Origin of the sequence: Xanthomarina sp. F1114, assembly GCF_026410255.1 — a bacterium.
Classification (GTDB): domain Bacteria; phylum Bacteroidota; class Bacteroidia; order Flavobacteriales; family Flavobacteriaceae; genus Xanthomarina.
Window position 1 is genome coordinate 64,955 of sequence record NZ_JAPMLL010000002.1, and the last position, 17,383, is coordinate 82,337.

The 17,383-nt window shown below is 33.3% G+C and carries 16 protein-coding genes; 7 read left to right on the plus strand and 9 right to left on the minus strand.

Going from position 1 to position 17,383, the window contains the following annotated elements:
- Positions 1-10: 10 nt before the first annotated feature.
- Together OS188_RS01645 and OS188_RS01650 are read right to left on the minus strand one after the other, a co-directional pair.
- A complete protein-coding gene (locus OS188_RS01645) occupies positions 11-979 on the minus strand; it encodes an AAA family ATPase (RefSeq protein ID WP_267147072.1) in 969 nt (322 codons plus the stop codon).
- A gap of 130 nt (positions 980-1,109) precedes the next feature.
- Positions 1,110-2,621: an arylsulfatase gene (locus OS188_RS01650; RefSeq protein WP_267147073.1), complete on the minus strand. Its 1,512-nt coding sequence runs from the start codon at positions 2,619-2,621 to the stop codon at positions 1,110-1,112.
- 200 nt (positions 2,622-2,821) lie between these two features.
- Between OS188_RS01650 and OS188_RS01655 the strand changes: the two genes are divergently transcribed.
- The 4 genes from OS188_RS01655 (at position 2,822) to OS188_RS01670 (ending at position 7,333) form a co-directional block, all read left to right on the plus strand.
- Positions 2,822-3,487: a DUF2092 domain-containing protein gene (locus OS188_RS01655; protein ID WP_267147074.1), complete on the plus strand. Its 666-nt coding sequence runs from the start codon at positions 2,822-2,824 to the stop codon at positions 3,485-3,487.
- 26 nt (positions 3,488-3,513) lie between these two features.
- Positions 3,514-4,602 carry a DUF6515 family protein gene (locus tag OS188_RS01660; RefSeq protein ID WP_267147075.1) on the plus strand — a complete coding sequence of 363 codons (1,089 nt, stop codon included), beginning with the start codon at positions 3,514-3,516 and terminating at the stop codon, positions 4,600-4,602.
- A 158-nt stretch (positions 4,603-4,760) separates the two neighbouring features.
- Positions 4,761-5,555, plus strand: coding sequence for a neuromedin U (locus OS188_RS01665; RefSeq protein WP_267147076.1), 795 nt, complete (start codon positions 4,761-4,763; stop codon positions 5,553-5,555).
- A gap of 734 nt (positions 5,556-6,289) precedes the next feature.
- Entirely contained in the window at positions 6,290-7,333 is a 1,044-nt protein-coding gene (locus OS188_RS01670) for an HAD family hydrolase (protein ID WP_267147077.1), read from the plus strand.
- 350 nt (positions 7,334-7,683) lie between these two features.
- Here OS188_RS01670 and gldC read toward each other — a convergent pair whose 3' ends face one another.
- Together gldC and gldB are read right to left on the minus strand one after the other, a co-directional pair.
- Entirely contained in the window at positions 7,684-8,016 is a 333-nt protein-coding gene (gene gldC, locus OS188_RS01675) for a gliding motility protein GldC (protein WP_267147078.1), read from the minus strand.
- Positions 8,017-8,979 carry a gliding motility lipoprotein GldB gene (gldB, locus tag OS188_RS01680; protein WP_267147079.1) on the minus strand — a complete coding sequence of 321 codons (963 nt, stop codon included), beginning with the start codon at positions 8,977-8,979 and terminating at the stop codon, positions 8,017-8,019.
- Between the two features lie 93 nt (positions 8,980-9,072).
- Between gldB and nadE the strand changes: the two genes are divergently transcribed.
- Both nadE and OS188_RS01690 read left to right on the plus strand, forming a co-directional pair.
- Positions 9,073-9,861, plus strand: a complete 789-nt coding sequence (gene nadE / locus OS188_RS01685; protein ID WP_267147080.1) for an NAD(+) synthase — start codon at positions 9,073-9,075, stop codon at positions 9,859-9,861.
- A gap of 98 nt (positions 9,862-9,959) precedes the next feature.
- On the plus strand, positions 9,960-10,589 hold the full coding sequence (locus OS188_RS01690) for a response regulator (RefSeq protein ID WP_267147081.1): 630 nt from the start codon (positions 9,960-9,962) through the stop codon (positions 10,587-10,589).
- Here the strand turns inward: OS188_RS01690 and dnaG are convergent.
- Positions 10,586-12,544 (minus strand): DNA primase, encoded by a 1,959-nt coding sequence (gene dnaG, locus OS188_RS01695; RefSeq protein WP_267147082.1) that lies wholly within the window; start codon positions 12,542-12,544, stop codon positions 10,586-10,588. The genes OS188_RS01690 and dnaG overlap by 4 nt on opposite strands.
- A 137-nt stretch (positions 12,545-12,681) precedes the next feature.
- Between dnaG and OS188_RS01700 the strand changes: the two genes are divergently transcribed.
- A complete protein-coding gene (locus tag OS188_RS01700; protein ID WP_267147083.1) occupies positions 12,682-13,767 on the plus strand; it encodes a DUF748 domain-containing protein in 1,086 nt (361 codons plus the stop codon).
- A 61-nt stretch (positions 13,768-13,828) separates the two neighbouring features.
- On the opposite strand, the gene OS188_RS01705 is transcribed toward OS188_RS01700, so the two are convergent.
- The 4 genes from OS188_RS01705 to OS188_RS01720 all read right to left on the minus strand — a co-directional run bounded on the left by OS188_RS01705 (position 13,829) and on the right by OS188_RS01720 (position 17,351).
- Positions 13,829-14,911 (minus strand): hypothetical protein, encoded by a 1,083-nt coding sequence (locus OS188_RS01705; RefSeq protein ID WP_267147084.1) that lies wholly within the window; start codon positions 14,909-14,911, stop codon positions 13,829-13,831.
- Between the two features lie 42 nt (positions 14,912-14,953).
- Complete coding sequence (locus OS188_RS01710; protein WP_267147085.1) at positions 14,954-15,694, minus strand: hypothetical protein; 741 nt, start codon at positions 15,692-15,694, stop codon at positions 14,954-14,956.
- Entirely contained in the window at positions 15,681-16,244 is a 564-nt protein-coding gene (locus tag OS188_RS01715; protein WP_267147086.1) for an RNA polymerase sigma factor, read from the minus strand. The genes OS188_RS01710 and OS188_RS01715 overlap by 14 nt, the downstream gene beginning before the upstream one ends.
- Before the next feature lie 129 nt (positions 16,245-16,373).
- On the minus strand, positions 16,374-17,351 hold the full coding sequence (locus tag OS188_RS01720) for a polyprenyl synthetase family protein (protein WP_267147087.1): 978 nt from the start codon (positions 17,349-17,351) through the stop codon (positions 16,374-16,376).
- Positions 17,352-17,383: the final 32 nt, after the last annotated feature.

Here is a 17,383-nt window from a genome sequence, read left to right on the forward strand (position 1 = left end):
TATGCCAATATTAAGCAACAACAGCTACTTGTTCTATAATTTTATCGATAACTTGATTGACTGTCACACCTTCGGCTCTGGCTTTATAGCTTAAGGCAATACGATGGCGCAGCACATCTTTTATGACATTATGAATATTATCTGGCGACACAAAGTCTTTTCCTTCCATCCAGGCATTTACACGGCTGCATCGATCTAAGGCAATAGTTCCACGTGGACTAGCTCCAAAATCAATTAAATCGCGTAATTCTTGATTGTAACGTTCTGGAAAACGGGTTGCTGCAATAAGACTCACCATATATTTTTCCAATTCCTCGGTGACTTTTATTTTATTGATTTCTGCACGAGCATCAAAAATATGCTGTTGCGAAATGGTAACGTTTTCTTCGGCTTTAAAAGATTTATCGTTTTCTTGTTTGTTTAACTGTAGAATTCCCAATTCAGATGCATCATCTGGATACTCAATAACCACATGCATGATAAATCGGTCCATTTGTGCTTCTGGCAACGGATAAGTTCCTTCTTGTTCAATGGGATTTTGGGTAGCCATAACCATAAACAAGTCTTCCATTTTATAGGTGTTTCCAGAAACGGTTACCTGGCGTTCTTCCATAGCTTCCAATAGAGCCGATTGGACTTTGGCCGGCGCTCTATTAATTTCATCTGCTAAAATAAGATTACTGAAAATAGGCCCTTTTTGAAATAAAAATTTCTCTTTTTCGGTAGGTTGATAAATTTCGGTCCCCGTAATATCAGACGGTAATAAATCTGGCGTAAATTGAATTCTACTTAAATCGCAATCTAAATGTTTTGCTAGGGTTTTTATAGCTCGTGTTTTAGCCAGTCCTGGCAAGCCTTCTAATAGCATGTTACCATCGGCTAACAGTACTAATAATAGTCGGTCTATTAATTGTTCTTGCCCGATTATGGATTCAGACATTTTTGCTTTGAGAGTTGATATGGTTTCGTGTGGTGTCATATGGATCTTTTTGAGAATGAAATATACTTAAATATGCATAATGTCACTTATTTATAAAACTCCAGAAGAAAATAAAAAAAGCTGATACTATTTTTCAATATTATCAGCTTTTAACAATTATAACTCCATGTTAGTTTTTAGGTGATGATCCTAACTGCTGTACAACTTTATCGATAGATAAAGACGATCCAGTTTGTGGAGGAAAATCTTTAAATGTGGACAAAAATTGACCTGCGTATTGTTGTGCAGGCACAAAAAGCCACATATTTTCTGCATACCATTTTATGTACATTCTAGAATCTGGAGATACTTCATACGGATCAGCTCGTAAGTTGATAACATAAGGCCAACTTGGAGACTTTCTATATGCCTCAGTAATATCACCTTCCATTATAGTAAAGTGCAGTTTCCAGTCTCCATAACGAATGGCATTCATATTTCCAGCAGCATCAAAATAGAAAATTTCTTTTCTAGGCGATTCTTCAACCTCTCCTTTCAAGAAAGGTAAAATATTATAACCATCTAAATGTTGCTTAAAAGTTTTTCCGTTTGCTGTATAACCTTTAAGAACTTTTTCTTTAACATTTGGTTCACCTGCTGCTGCTACCAATGTAGGCATCATGTCTTCATGCGAAAAATGTTCGTTATGAACTGTTCCTGGCTCAATTACTCCTGGCCATTTAATGGCTGTAGGTACACGGAAACCACCTTCCCAGGTTGTTCCTTTTTCTCCTCTAAAAGGGGTTGAACCTCCATCTGGCCAAGTAGCTTTTTCTGCACCATTATCTGTAGAATACATGACAATAGTATTATCTGCAATTCCGAGTTCATCTAACAAATCTAATAATCTCCCAACGGAAAGATCATGCTCTACCATAGCGTCTGGATACAAGCCAATACCTGTTCTACCATCACTTTCTTCGCTAAGGTGCGTCCATACGTGGCATCGTGTTGAGTTCATCCAAACAAAGAAAGGTTTACCCGCAGCATGTGCTTTTTTAATAAATGCAACGGCTGCAGCTTCAAATTCTGAATCGACAGTTTCCATACGTTTTTTTGTTAATGGGCCCGTATCTTCTATTTTTCCATCGGAAGTGGAACGAATAACACCACGTGGTCCGAATTTTTTTCGAAACTCTGGATCTTTTGGATAGTAGTACCCTTCTGGCTCTTCTTCAGCATTTAAATGATATAAGTTTCCGAAGAATTCATCAAAACCATGATTAGTTGGTAAATGTTCATTCTGATCTCCTAAATGATTTTTACCAAATTGTCCCGATACATACCCATGTGGTTTCAATAAGTCTGCAATAGTAGGTTGGCTTTCTTGTATTCCATGTTTAGAACCTGGCATACCAATAGTTAATAAACCTGTACGGAAAGGATGTTGTCCTAAAACAAAGGCCGCTCTACCTGCTGTACATGATTGTTGACCATACCAATCTGTAAAAGAAGCACCTTCATTAGCAATACGGTCTATGTTTGGCGTGTCGTAGCCCATCATTCCGTTGTTGTTAAATCCTACATTGCTCCATCCAATATCATCTCCCCAAATCACCAAAATATTGGGTTTGTCTTGAGCAAACACAACAGATGTGACTATCAATGTCAATAATAAAGTAAAAAAAATGTTTGTTTTCATAAAAAATATTTTGATTCCTTGTTAAATTTAACAATTAAATAATATTAAATTTAATTTAATGGTGTTTTTTTTTAATAATCACTAATATATAGATTTTTTTTTAGATATTTCATAAACCAAAATAAACACCAATTATGAAAGCCTGTTTTTTACTTTTAACCTTAATTTTTTCATTTCATTTTTGTCATCCTCAAGAAAATATGAAACAACACGATTCTACAGCTATCTTTATCTTAGATAAAATGAGTGATAATATTGGTAATTTAGAATCTGTAACCTTTAATTTAAATAATTCTGTTGACGAATTAAACTATAAAGGTGACATTGTAACACAATTTTCTAGTAGCATCATTACATTTTCTGGTCCTGACAAATTACTAATAAGAACAGAAGGAACTAAGGGTAAGGTTGGTTATTGGTATGATGGTACTTATTTATCATTTTACAACTACGACGAAAACAACTATGTTACATTAGAAACGCTGGAAACAACCATAGAAATGATTGATGAGATGCATCATGATTTTGATTTTGATTTCCCAGCAGCCGATTTCTTTTACCCTAGTCTTACTGACGATATGATTGAGCAATTTAATATCATTTCATTTTTAGGAAAAAAAGTCATTCACGATGAAGAATGTTATCATATCATGGCATCAAACGAAAAACTGAATGTCCAATTATGGATTTCTAACGAATCTTTTTTATTGCCTAAACATTTTATAGTTATTTATAAAGAAAAGTCTAATATCCAATATGAATCTACTTTTAGTAATTGGTCAATCAACCCTATAATTCCGGAATCGGCATTTAGCTTTCTTCCTCCTCCAACGGCTAGACTAATAAGTATTCTCAAGAAGCCTTAACAGTACCCATTAAAAATTAAATTATCATGAGAACATACAATTTAAATATAAAACACATTTTAGGACTACTATTAGTTTTTATAGCTCTAATACTTCCTGCTGAATTAACGGCACAACGCATGAGTCATGGCGCATCAAGAGGTGGTGGACGCACCATGTCAAGAGGTGGTAGTCATAGTATGTCTAGACCTGCTAGTAGACCTTCTAATAATAGAGCCACACCAAGTAGATCGCGCTCTTCAAGTAGACCACAAACTACCAGACCTTCTACAAACAATAGAATGCCTTCTAGAACTATTAACGGTGGACACAATAAAAGTACGAATCGAAGCGCTAGACCTACAACAACTCATAGACCATCAACAACAAACAAATCAACACGAGATAGATCGAAAGTTGGAAACAAAACAGATAGTCATTCGGCTCCGAAATTAAATCCCAATAACAGAAAAACATCTAATATAAAAGACAGAAGCAATAGAGGAAATAATATAAATAGCGGTAATAGAAACATTAATATAGACAATAGCAGAAACATAAACATTAATCGTGGTAATACATATGTCAGACCGAGTCCAGTACATTATTCTAGACCTCCATATCGTTATGGTGGTTATGGTTATTACTGTCATAGACCATACTATTACCACCCGTATAGACCTTTTTATTGGGGTCCATATTACCACCCTTGGGGATATTTTGTAACCTCTTTAGCAACAACAGCCATTATTGTTAGTATTACGAACGACAATGACGACGACGATGACGAATACCACTATGAAAACGGTAATTACTACTTAAAAACTGAAGATGGTTTTGTTGCTGTTCCAGCTCCAGTAGGTGCTGAAGTCTCCGAAATTCCAAAAGAAGCAGAGAAAGTAGAAGTTAATAATACAACAAACTATTACTATGGTGGTGCTTTTTATGAGCAAAACAAAGACGGTTATATGGTTGTTCCTGCTACTGCTGGAACTATAGTGCCTAACCTACCTGAAGGTGGAGAAGAAATTAAAATAGGTGAAGTAACCTATGTGCAGTTTGGAGAAACGTACTATCAACCAATTCAAGTAGATGGTAAAGATATGTACGAAATTGTAGAAGTTAAAAAAGAGTAAAATATTATTTACACAAGATTAGTAAAAAGCAGCAAATCAACACCTTGCTGCTTTTTCTTTTTTGTACTAGTCAACAAATTAAAGTATCTTTATAAGTCATCTAAATAATTTTATCAAAAAAAATAAGAACATGTTATTAATCCTTAAAAATTCAACAAATGAAAAAACAGGTACTTTTTGGACTCGTTGTAATGTTTTTTACAACCCTTAGCGCTCAAGAAAACAGGACTAGTGCAGATCCTGAAGATGGTCATGGTCTGGAAGACATGATTCAAAATCCCATTGCGAATATGGTGAGTATTCCTATAAACTACAATTTATCGATTAATGACAAAAATTCTAATTTTGTCAACTTTCAGCCTGTAATCCCCATTAAATTATCAAAAAAGTGGCTGCTAGTTACCCAAACAAGCATACCTTTTATCAATGCACCATCCCAATCTGGTTATTCAAACGGCGTAGAAAACATTACCTTTTTTGGAGCTATTACACCCGCTAAAAAAGATAGTTTTACTTGGGGTGCTGGTCCTGCAATTATGCTCCCAACCGGAGTTAAAGACCTAGGTTATGAAAAGTTCTCTATTGGACCTTCTGTTGTTGCTTTAAAACAAAACAATGGTTTTACTTATGGTTTATTGGTACAAAACTTTTTTTCGGTTGCTGGTCCTAGCGATGTTGGAGATGTTAATTATTTGTACACACAAGTTATTTTATCTAAAAAACTCAACAAGAGTTGGTATGTTTATTCCAGTCCGAATATTACAGCAGACTGGAATGCTGCTAGCGACAAACAATGGACCATTCCATTAGGAGCTGGAGCAGGAAAACTAATTACCCATAATAGATATCTTCCAATAAATGTGAAAGCAGGTGTTTTCAAATATGTGGCTCATCCAACAGATGCCGATTGGTTAATTCAAATTCAGGCTACTTTTATTTTGAAGCATAGATAATCATGTTAATTTAAAATAGACAAAATTTAACTAATTAAAAAACTGGCGCAAGTACGTCATGAGGTTTTACAAACATAATCTACGCATCAACATCCTTAAGTTTTATTTTGACACCTAAATTAAAAAGTTTATTTTAATAATTAGACCATCTCAAACCATCAAAATGACAGAAAAAACACGTTTTTTTTTAGTTCTAGTCTGCTTTATTAGTAGTTTATACCGTCTCAAACTAAAGAGCAAATAGAGGTAAAAGAAAAACAATATTCAATTAAGTTTTTATTAGATCATATCCATTTTTAAGAAGCAATTAATAAAAATGGGGAAACATCTTGATTGAGGATCCCTTTATTTAAATTAAACTACCATTTCGAAATTAACCAAAAATAGCCCATAAATTTGCATACACACATTGTTGCAAAAGATTTTAATAGAGAGAGATTTTTTGATAATAATAATAATAATAATATTGAATCTTGGACTTTTATATTTTCTCCCGTAATGGGTTTATTCAAATTTGCCAAAAACTTTTCAACCTCTATTGGAAATGATGGTAATTCTTTAAAGAAGAGAACGTTGCTTTTTTATACTTAGATATAAAATATAGTTATCCATTACACGATAAAGTGGCTTCTAATTGCTAATATTACAATCAATATTAAACATTAGGCTCATTACTGTTTTTATTTAAGCATTAGTTGAGCTTAAAATTGATAATTATTATTTATTTAAAACTCATGAAAAACATTATCTTATTAAGTATCACCTTTTTGCTTCTTACTGGATGCCTTAAAAAACCTGAAAGTCAACAAGTTGAAATAGTTGCAGAATCTTTAACTGAAACTATGGACCCCTTACCGTCGTGGAATGACGGAGAAACAAAATCGGCCATTATAAATTATATCTCCGATGTTACTAATAAATTAAGCTCTAATTATATTGAAGAAGTTGATCGAGTTGCCACTTTTGATAATGACGGTACACTATGGTCTGAGCAACCAGCCTATTTTCAATTGTTATTCGCCATAGATAGAGTAAAAACTTTAGCAGCAGAACATCCAGAATGGAAAAACCTCCAACCATATAAAGCGGCTATTGAAGACGATATGAAAACCTTAACTACTCTGGGAAATCACGGTTTGATGCAGCTACTATTAGCTTCTCACTCAGGTATGACGACAGATGAATTTGAACAAATTGTATTAGATTGGTTAACTACAGCTAGACACCCACGTTTTAATAAACCTTATAATGAATTGATATATCAGCCCATGCTAGAACTGCTTGACTATTTAAGAGCAAACGAATTTAAAACTTTTATTGTCTCCGGTGGTGGCATAGAATTTATGAGACCATGGGCAGAAAAGGCGTATAACATTCCTAAAAATCAAATCGTAGGAAGTAGCATTGCTACAGAATTTAATTATAACCACGGGGAACCAGTAATAAAACGTCTAGCCAAAATAAATTTTATAGATGATGGGGCTGGTAAACCTCTAGGTATTCATAGATATATAGGTAGAAAACCCGCATTTGCTGCAGGGAACTCTGATGGTGACTTACAAATGTTACAGTGGACAGACTCTAATACGTACAAGTCTTTTAAATTATTTGTACATCATACAGATCCAAACAGAGAATGGGCGTATGATAGAGGTTCTACTATGGGCGAGTTAAACAAAGGATTAGACGAGGCTAAAGCAAAAAATTGGACACTTGTTGATATGAAAAAAGACTGGAAAGTAATTTATCCTTTTCAATTAGATACGCTATATAAATAAGGCCATCTAAAACTTTTCTATTAGGAGCGTCAATAGCTTCTTATTCGAGTAGAACAATTAGTTTTAACTCCTAATGTTTGTTTGTCTATTCTAGGTTTAATACAGAAGCTATCGACAGTTTAATAGAGCAAGAGATTTCAGTAAATTAACGTTCATGCTGGATTATTATTTTTAATAGATTCCGCATTCAGACAACTTAAAAACATATCTCTCAAAATAGGTCTGGAATATCTACGTTTTAAGAAACCTTTTCTCTATTTTATTTCATAGACCTTTTCTTTCTATGCTCCAAATAAGAACTAGAACAAAATCTAGAAAAATAGAAAACAGGATTGTCTTAAACAGTCCACTTATTTTTTAAGTTCTAGTTTCTCCGCAAAATAATCGCAAAAATCTTTCATAGTAGCTGTCATTTTTTCATCTTGAGTGGCTCTATTAAAAGTATCGCTCATGGCTACTAAAGTTTGATGGAAAAACAACTTCATTTCATCTACAGGCATATCTTTAGTCCATAAATCAATTCTCAAAGATTCCTGAGCTTTACTATCCCAAACAGACAGTAATATCGCTTTTGCCTCTTCATTTTTTATACCTCCATCTTCGGCTGTCCAATGTAATTTTTCTGGGACTCTATTCTCGTCTAACTCGACAGTTAATTCAATTTTGGATGTTGTTTTTGCCATTTATTTTTTAGGTTTAAAATTAGAGTTATTAAAAATATCTTTCGCTTCTTTATGCATCATATTTTTCATTGACACCTTGTTATTTAACATATAAGCGCGTACTATTTGCCACCCCATATATCTTCCTATTTTTCCAGGAGACTCTCTATCTATTTCTTCTAATTGAAATTTAGAAAAAGGAGCTGGGTTTATAAATCTGTTGGGTAGCGAAGAATCTGTGCTAAATAATAATTCACGGGCTACAAAGTAGCGCCATATTTCAGTCTCGTTGGCAGAGGCCCAATCTATTTGTTCCTGGGTATAGCCTATCTTTTCTGCATCTGTTTTAAAAGGAATAACCAAATCTTTAAAGTAAAGCTGTTTTCCATAATAAATCATTTCGTCCAACAAAGTCTTTAATTGTTGCTGATAGATATGCTTTTTAGAATACTCTGTAGCCATATCCACAACAATCTGATCTTTTGTAAAGTTCTGACTTAAATATTTTTGAATGCCTTGATAGAACTCATGATCACTTCCCAAATAAGTATCTAAAGAAATTAATACAATAGTGTCTGTTACTATAACTTTATTTCTATAATCAACCGAGGAGGTTGTCGTAATAACTCTTGGAGTTTTAAACTCAGGAAAATAATACTTCAGGTGTTGAAATAGTTGAGTAATCTCTATCTTTTCTTCCTTAAACTCAGGAAAAATACGTGCAGACGCTTCGGTTAATTGTTTCTGTAAGGTATCATTAACTTTTGCTATCCAAAAAGAATCTGTATACTTTTCTGAAAACAAAAACGGATAAGCTCTTTTTGTTTCAGCTAAGTTCTCTACGGTAGATGCGCCAAATATTTTATCAAACCGCTCCACATCAAAATTAATTGGAATTTGAGCTATCTCTTTTTCAATTTTACTGTCCTTTTTACAAGAAACAACAGAGATTAACAGAAAAAATAGCACACTAAGATTCTTCATATAAAACTATAAGCTTGTTAATTTTTATTAATAAGAGGTTTCTTTTACTTTTGTTAGGCAAAGGTAAGGTTCTTTGTTTAAAATTCGTAAAAAATGCAAACAGAAAAAGTTATAGATTTTATAGTAGAATGGCTTAAAGATTATGCCTTAAACGCTGGAGTTAACGGTTTTGTTCTTGGTATCTCTGGCGGCATAGACTCGGCTGTAACATCTACCTTATGTGCTAAAACAGGCTTAGATGTTTTATGCTTGGAAATGCCCATCCATCAAGCAAAAAGTCATGTCAATAGAGCTCAGGAACACCTTGCTTTTCTTAAAGCAAACTATAAAAATGTGGATCAGTTAAGAACCGATTTAACTCCAGTTTTCGACACATTTAAAAAGGAAGTGATACAAGAAGGCAATCAGGCTGTAATTGATATGGCTCTAGCTAATACAAGAGCTCGATTACGAATGACCACCTTGTATTATTATGCCGGACTAAAAGGTCTATTGGTAGCAGGAACTGGAAATAAAATAGAAGATTTTGGTGTCGGTTTCTATACAAAATATGGGGATGGCGGAGTAGATTTAAGTCCCATTGCCGATTTATTAAAATCTGAAGTTTATCAATTAGCAAAAACGCTTCAAGTACCAGAGTCTATTATAAATGCGGCTCCAAGCGATGGGTTGTTTGGAGACGACAGAAGCGATGAAGACCAAATAGGAGCCTCTTACCCTGAATTAGAATGGGCCATGAAAATGGTAGTTGAGAATAAAAATGAAACCAATTTTGAAGGCAGACAAAAGGAGGTTCTAAAAATTTATCAAAGATTAAATAAAGCCAACAAACATAAAATGGATCCCATCCCTATTTGTATAATTCCAAATAATTTAAAATAATTTTAATTATAATTTGACAGAAATTTACTATCTTTACTTAATACCATTCACTTTTTTTGCCTCAGCAGTCTTTCTTAATATTTAAAAAATAAAGCAAAATGATTAAACTGTTGGTAGTAGATAGTCACCCCATAATTCGAAAAGGAATCGAACTTTTGTTTGTTGCTTCCAAAGACATTAAAGTTGTTGGAGGAGTAAGTAATGGCGAAGCTATTTTCGATTTCCTCAAACAAGAAAAAGCAGATGTAATTTTATCTGAAATTGATTTACCCAAACTCAATGGCATTACTGCTTTAAGGCGTCTTTCTAAAGAATATCCCCAAATAAAAGTTCTTATGTTCTCTTCGCAACCCGAAGAAATTTATGCACTTAACACCATTAAAGCTGGAGCATCTGGATATTTATCTAAAAATGCAAATATAATTACCATTAGAGAAGCCATTATGAAAGTGGCTGAAGGAAACAATTATTTAAGTAATAATCTTGCAAGTAAAGTGGCTTTTGGAAGACATATAAGTAAATCTACTAAATCTCCTTATAAAAAACTTTCAACAAGAGAAATTGAGGTTCTTAAACTAATTTCTGTAGGCAGAAAAAATAAAGAAATTGCGAAAGAACTAGATATTAACGAAAAAACTGTTAGCACCTATAAAGCGCGATTAATGAAAAAACTTCATGTGGAAAATATCGTAGATCTTATAAATAGAGCTAAATTAATGGAGTTTTAAAGGGCTTTATTTAGTTTCCTAGACAGTAAATTATCTAACTTTTTATATCCAATAACTTCTTCTAAAATATCACGGTATTGAACCTGTAGATTGTTCTTTGTTTCTGCACTTAGAGCGTCTATTTTCTTACTAATTAAAAAACATCTTAAACTTAAAATTGTTTCATTTACCAACTGTGCAATAGAGTCTGTTTTTTTCTTTGGAAAAATATTCTGACGTTCCCAATCGGACAAGGTATAACGCTCATCCTCCATTAAAATAGTAGTCATTTCCGCAACCAAATCCGTATCAGCATCCTTTGCAAAGTTTTCTAAGGCAAAATCGGGGTTCCTATTTAAAGTATCGATAATCTTATAATATAGATCCTTAAATTTGATGTTGGTAAACTCCATTTCGTCTTCTTGAAGGTCTAAAAATATTTTTTCGAAAACTCTAGCCTCTTGTACAACGGGTTCTAAAATTAATTCATTCTTATCGTTTTCTTTCAGTATTAGATCTTCAAAATCTTCAGTTCTGTTTCCATACAACAATAAAATTTGAATAATTTTACGTTCCAATTCATATTGAACATCAACCTTTTTCTGACCTTGTTGATTCTTTATAACATCAAAAGCTTTTTGCTCTTGATGATGCTTTTTACTAGCCTCCTGAAATTCTTTTTTAGAAGACTGAGCTAAAGTACTATACAAAACATTTTCGCTGATATCCATGATTTTAGAACACTCTTGGATATAGATTTCCCGTTTAATTCTGTCTGGAATTTTAGAAATACTATTTATAATATCTCTAACGGTTTCAGCCTTTTTAATGGGATCGTTTTTAGAAGCTTCGAATAACATAGATGCTTTATACTGAATAAAGTCTTGGGCATTTTCTTCTAAATATAATGTAAGTTCTTCTAAAGTATTTTGTCTGGCAAAACTATCAGGATCATCTCCTTCAGGGAAAGTACATATTTTCACATTCATACCTTGTTCAAGAATTAAATCTACACCTCTTAAAGATGCTCTAATTCCAGCTTCATCCCCATCAAAAAGAAGGGTAATATTTTTTGTCAATCTATTTATTAACCGAATTTGATCTGGAGTTAAAGCCGTTCCAGAAGAAGACACCACATTATGAATACCTCGTTGATGAAACTGAATAACATCTGTATAACCTTCTACTAAATAACAATTATCTTCCTTGGCAATACTTTGTTTGGCATTAAAAATACCATAAAGCACTTTACTTTTATGGTAAATATCACTTTCGGGAGAGTTTAAATATTTAGCTGCTTTTTTATCGTTCCCTAAAATTCTTCCTCCAAAACCCAGAACTCGGCCACTCATACTTCTAATAGGAAACATAACTCGTCCCTTAAACCTATCGAAACGCTTTTCTCCCTTTACAATCGTCACCCCCGATTTTTCTAGATAATCTATATTATAACCTTGTTTTAAGGCCTCGTCTGTAAAGGCTTGCCACTCGTCTAAAGAATAACCTAATTGAAATGTTTTAATGGTTTCTTCTGTAAAACCACGTTCCTTAAAATAGCTTAGGCCAATGGATTTCCCTTGATCTGTTTTATGAAGTGTTTTTTGAAAATAGGTACTGGCATATTCGCTTACTAAATACAAACTTTCCCGCTCGTTGGCCTGTTCTTTCTGCTCGTTAGTCTGCTCAGTCTCTTCAACTTCAATATTATATTTATTAGCCAAGTATTTAATGGCTTCTGGATAGGTAAAATGCTCATGCTCCATTAAAAATGCCACAACATTTCCGCCTTTTCCACTTGAAAAATCTTTCCAAATCTGCTTTACTGGCGATACCATAAAACTAGGAGAACGTTCGTCGCTAAACGGACTTAGGCCTTTAAAGCTACTTCCAGATTTTTTTAATTGCACAAAATCGCCAATAACTTCTTCAACGCGAGCAGTTTCAAATACTTGATCTATGGTGGATTTTGATATCAAAGGTTTCGGATTTTAACGGGTATAAAAGTAGTAAAATTAAGTCTCAAAACAGAAACCTTAAACTGTTAAACCTAATTAAATTTTAGTATTCAGAATAAATAATATTACTAAATTAGTACAAACCCGAACCTGAAGCTATGAAAACCAAAAATAATAGAAAAGCTTATAAAAAGAAAAGGTATATTATTCCTATACTATTAATTGCTGTACTTTTTATTTTTAGATTGTATCTCCCAACTTTGGTAAAAAACTATGTAAACAAAGTGCTTGCAGATATCCCTGGTTATTATGGACAGGTTGAAGACATAGATATTGCTCTTGTACGTGGAGCTTATAAAATAAACGGCATGTATTTAAATAAAGTGAATGCTCAAACTCAAATTCCGTTTTTAGATTTTCCAAAGACTGATATTTCCATTGAGTGGAAATCTTTATTTAAAGGCGAAATAGTAAGCGAAATTATCATGATGGGTCCTAAAATAAATTACGTATTAGAAGACCAGGAAACGGATGGCGAAAACCCAGATATGGATAGTTGGACAAAAGCTTTAACCGACTTAGTTCCAATTAAAATAAACCACTTTGAAGTGCATAATGGCAAACTATCCTTTTTACAAGAACAGGCCGAACCTAAAATTGATCTTCATTTTGATAATTTAGAACTTACGGCAGACAATTTAAGAAATGTTCGTGAAGAAAAACACAGCTTACCCTCTCCTATTACAGCTTCGGCTGTTTCAATTGGACAAGGAAATATGAGTTTAAAAGGACATTTAAACCTTATTAAAGATATTCCTGATATGGATATTGAATTCGCATTAGAGAACACAGATGCTACAGCTTTAAACGATTTTACCAAGCATTATGCCAATATTAATTTTGAAAGTGGCGAGTTTAATTTATATAGTGAAATTGCCATTGCAGATGGTTATTTAAAAGGTTATATGAAACCCTTACTTAAGAATTCCAAACTTATAGGTAAAGACGATAATTTTATAGAAACTGTTTGGGAAGGCTTTGTTGGATTCTTCAAGTTTGCTTTAAAAAACCAACGTACAGATACACTTGCAACAAAAATACCTTTAGAAGGCGACCTTAACAATCTAGAAGCAGGAGTTTGGAAAACATTTACAAATATTTTAAGTAATGCCTGGGTGGAAGCTTTTAAAGGGGTTGTTGATGACGACATAGAGTTTAAAGATGCCTTTAACGAGGAGGAATAAAAGAAGATAAAAGCCCTTTCAGGTTAAAAAACTGAAAGGGTTTACTAATTAACTACTTAAACTAATCCATATCAAAACGTAAACCCAAAGAAATATTATTTTGGTCTATAGCTTGATCTTTAAAAATGGTTGACAAGTCATATTTAGCATAAATACCTACATGTCCCCAAGAAATGTATGAACTTAAACCATACACAAAATTATTGGTATTGAAATCCTTTATTTTTTGCTTTTGAAAATCACCATGCATATCGTCGTATTTTAATTTCTGCATGGATTGAAGTACAAAACCTCCATAACCCCCAACCCCTATTTTAAATTTCTTATGTGTTGAATATCTATAATAATTCTCACGCTCAATTTTCTTAGACGGTCCAAATTCAAAATGTATAGGAATGACTAAATTGGTAGATCTAAATTTAGATTTACTGAGGTTTATTGGAAACTCTTCTAAGGTTACCACATCATCCACTTCCTGAAAGTACAGATTGTCTTTTATGTCTAATTTATTCCATTGAAAAGAAACACCGTATTTTAAACGGATGGCATTGCTATTATTAAGTACTCTGGTTTTCCATGCCCAACCTAATTCTACAAACCCAGAACCACCAAGCTTGTATGGCGAATCGTTAAGCGACTGCCCTTCAATAATGGCATTATTAAATCCTATGGCAAATACTAAATCGCTGGTGGTCCGTCTATCGTATTTTTTTGGTTCTTTTTTAGTTTGAGGCCCAATATATATGCTTTTTAAATCGTATTTATAGGAATCTTCATCTTTTCCAATAGTAAAAGTAAAACCATCATTATGGTTTTCAATATCATAAGACCCATTTTCATTTCTCTCTAAAAGCGCAATTCTATTATCTATAATGGCCAACCTGTTTTCTATGTTTAAAGCATGTTTGGTGGCAAGCTCTTCCTTTAAAGAATTGGCTTTTTCTAAACTAATCTCCTTATTATCTAACTGCACATTAACAGCTTCAACTTCTAATTTGAGCAAGTCTTTTTCTTCAGTTAAAACTCGCTCCTTCTGAGCTTCTAAAAGTTCAATTTTATCTTTGTTGGTAATTTCCTGTGCAGAGATTAGTTGCGCAGAAAAAACGAGCACAAGTAGTGCTACATATTTAGTAATAGTTTGCATAAGTGTTTGTTTTTTAATGGATGAAATTAATATGCGATGCGATTAATCGTTACGTTCCACAACAGCTGTTTTTACTTTTTTATAGCCTGTTATTAAAGTTTCGAAAACCTTATCTCTAAAAGAAGCTTCAATATCTTCTTCAACGTCTTGAAGTAGCGCTTGAGCATCAATAGAATTGTTTTTTATATCAGCATTTTTAGCTAAATTTTGTTGCGCTGTTTTTAGTAAAGAATCAATATCTGTTACGGTGTTTCTTTCTCTTTCCTGATGTTCTACTTCTGCTAATTCCACATGAACCAAAGATCCTTCTTGAATGGTATTTATTGCAGTTTCTTTTGGTTCTTCTTGTTTTGAAGCTTCAGCGACCATGGCATTTTTAGTTGAATCTGTTTTTGAGTTTACAGAACTTGTTCCAATTTGGGTTGCATGTAGTTTCTCTACTGCCGTAGTATCAACTTCATCTTTACTATTTTCTACAGCAATTAGAGTTTTATCCGTTTTTATCTGTTTTGAATTCTCAATACCTTGAACTTCTTTAACCTCCGCATCTACTATAACAGGTTTACTTGTAGTAGATTCCGAGGGGTTAAAAAACATGTTCACCATAAAAAGAATCCCAACTAAACTTGCAGCTATTGCAAGCTTCCATAGGGTTTTAGAAGATGACTTTTTATTGTCGATTTCCAATTTTTCTGAAAGCTTCTCCCAAGCCTGACCTGATGGCTCAAGGGTTCTTTTTTCAAGCTTAGTCTTGATATGTTCTTCAAATTTATTTGGAGCCATAACTTGTTATATTTTGTTTATTAATCTGTTCTTGAAGCTGTTTTCTTGCCTTAAACAATTGCGACTTAGAAGTTCCTTCACTTATTTGTAAAAGCTCAGCTATTTCAGCGTGCTTATAGCCTTCTATAGCGTACATAACAAAAATCATTCTGTATCCTTCGGGTAAATTATCAATTAACTGCTGAATGTCTTTAACTTCAAGTTCTGTATCTAATTGCACCGGTACCTCTTTCTTATCGGTTATATGTTCAACTGGAAATTCAATGTGTTTTTGCTGTCTTAAAAATGTAATAGATTCTCTAACCATAATACGTCTAATCCAACCTTCGAAACTACCTTTAGCTTTATAGCTTTTAAGATTTTTAAACACTTTAAAAAAACCAATCAACATAGTGTCTTCGGCATGTTGCAAATCTTTAATATAGTACCTGCAAACACTCAACATTTTAGGTGCATGCATATTAAACAAGACGTGCTGTGCTTCACGATTGTTTTTTATGGCCTTTTTTATAAGCACCGATTCGTTTTTGTAGAGTTGAATAACTTTCACTTAAAGGGTTTTGTCCTGCTTCTATTTATAAAGACGAAAAAATCATGCAAAAGGTTGCCTGACATCCATATTTATTTATAAAAATATGATATTACGAGTTTAATCCTCTATAAATGTATGGGTTATGGTTTATTTTTTTCTATCAATTACATAATTAACCATAAGCTCGAGTGAGCTTCTAAAAGTAGATTCTGGATATTTTTGAAGTATTTCCAAGGCTTCTTTTTGAAATTCTTTCATTTTAGAAACCGCATAATCTAAGCCTCCCTTTTCTTTTACAAAACTAATGACTTCTTTGACTCGTTTTTTATCTCTATTATGATTTTTAATAGAGTTAATAAGCCAACGTTTCTCCTTTTTATCTGCTTGATTTAGCGCATAAATTAGAGGCAAGGTCATTTTCTGCTCTTTAATATCAATTCCTGTGGGTTTCCCAATAGCTTCATTTCCATAATCGAATAAATCGTCTTTAATTTGAAAAGCCATTCCAATAAGCTCACCAAATTTTCGCATACGTTCTACATGGTCTGAGTCTGGTTTTACCGAAGCAGCACCCAAACTGCAACAAGCTGCAATTAGTGTTGCTGTTTTTTGACGGATAATTTCGTAATAAACAGTTTCAGTAATATCTAATTTTCGAGCTTTTTCTATTTGAAGTAATTCGCCCTCACTCATTTCTCTTACTGCAATAGAAATTATTTTCAGTAAATCGAAATCGTTGTTGTCTATAGAAAGCAGGAGTCCTTTTGAAAGTAGATAGTCTCCAACCAAGACAGCAATCTTATTTTTCCATAGGGCATTGACAGAGAAAAACCCACGGCGTCTATTACTTTCGTCCACCACATCGTCATGTACCAAAGTAGCTGTATGAATAAGCTCTATAACAGATGCGCCACGATAGGTACGTTCGCTAATTTCTCCATTTGACACCATTTTAGCCACGAGAAACACAAACATTGGTCGCATTTGCTTTCCTTTTCTGTTAACTATATAATGCGTAATTCGGTTTAACAGCGCCACTTTAGAAGACATGGAGAGCTGAAACTTTTGTTCAAAAAGTTCCATTTCAAAATCGATGGGCTGTTTTATTTGTTCTACTATTTTCACTGAAGTATCAAATATAGCAATTCAAATAATAT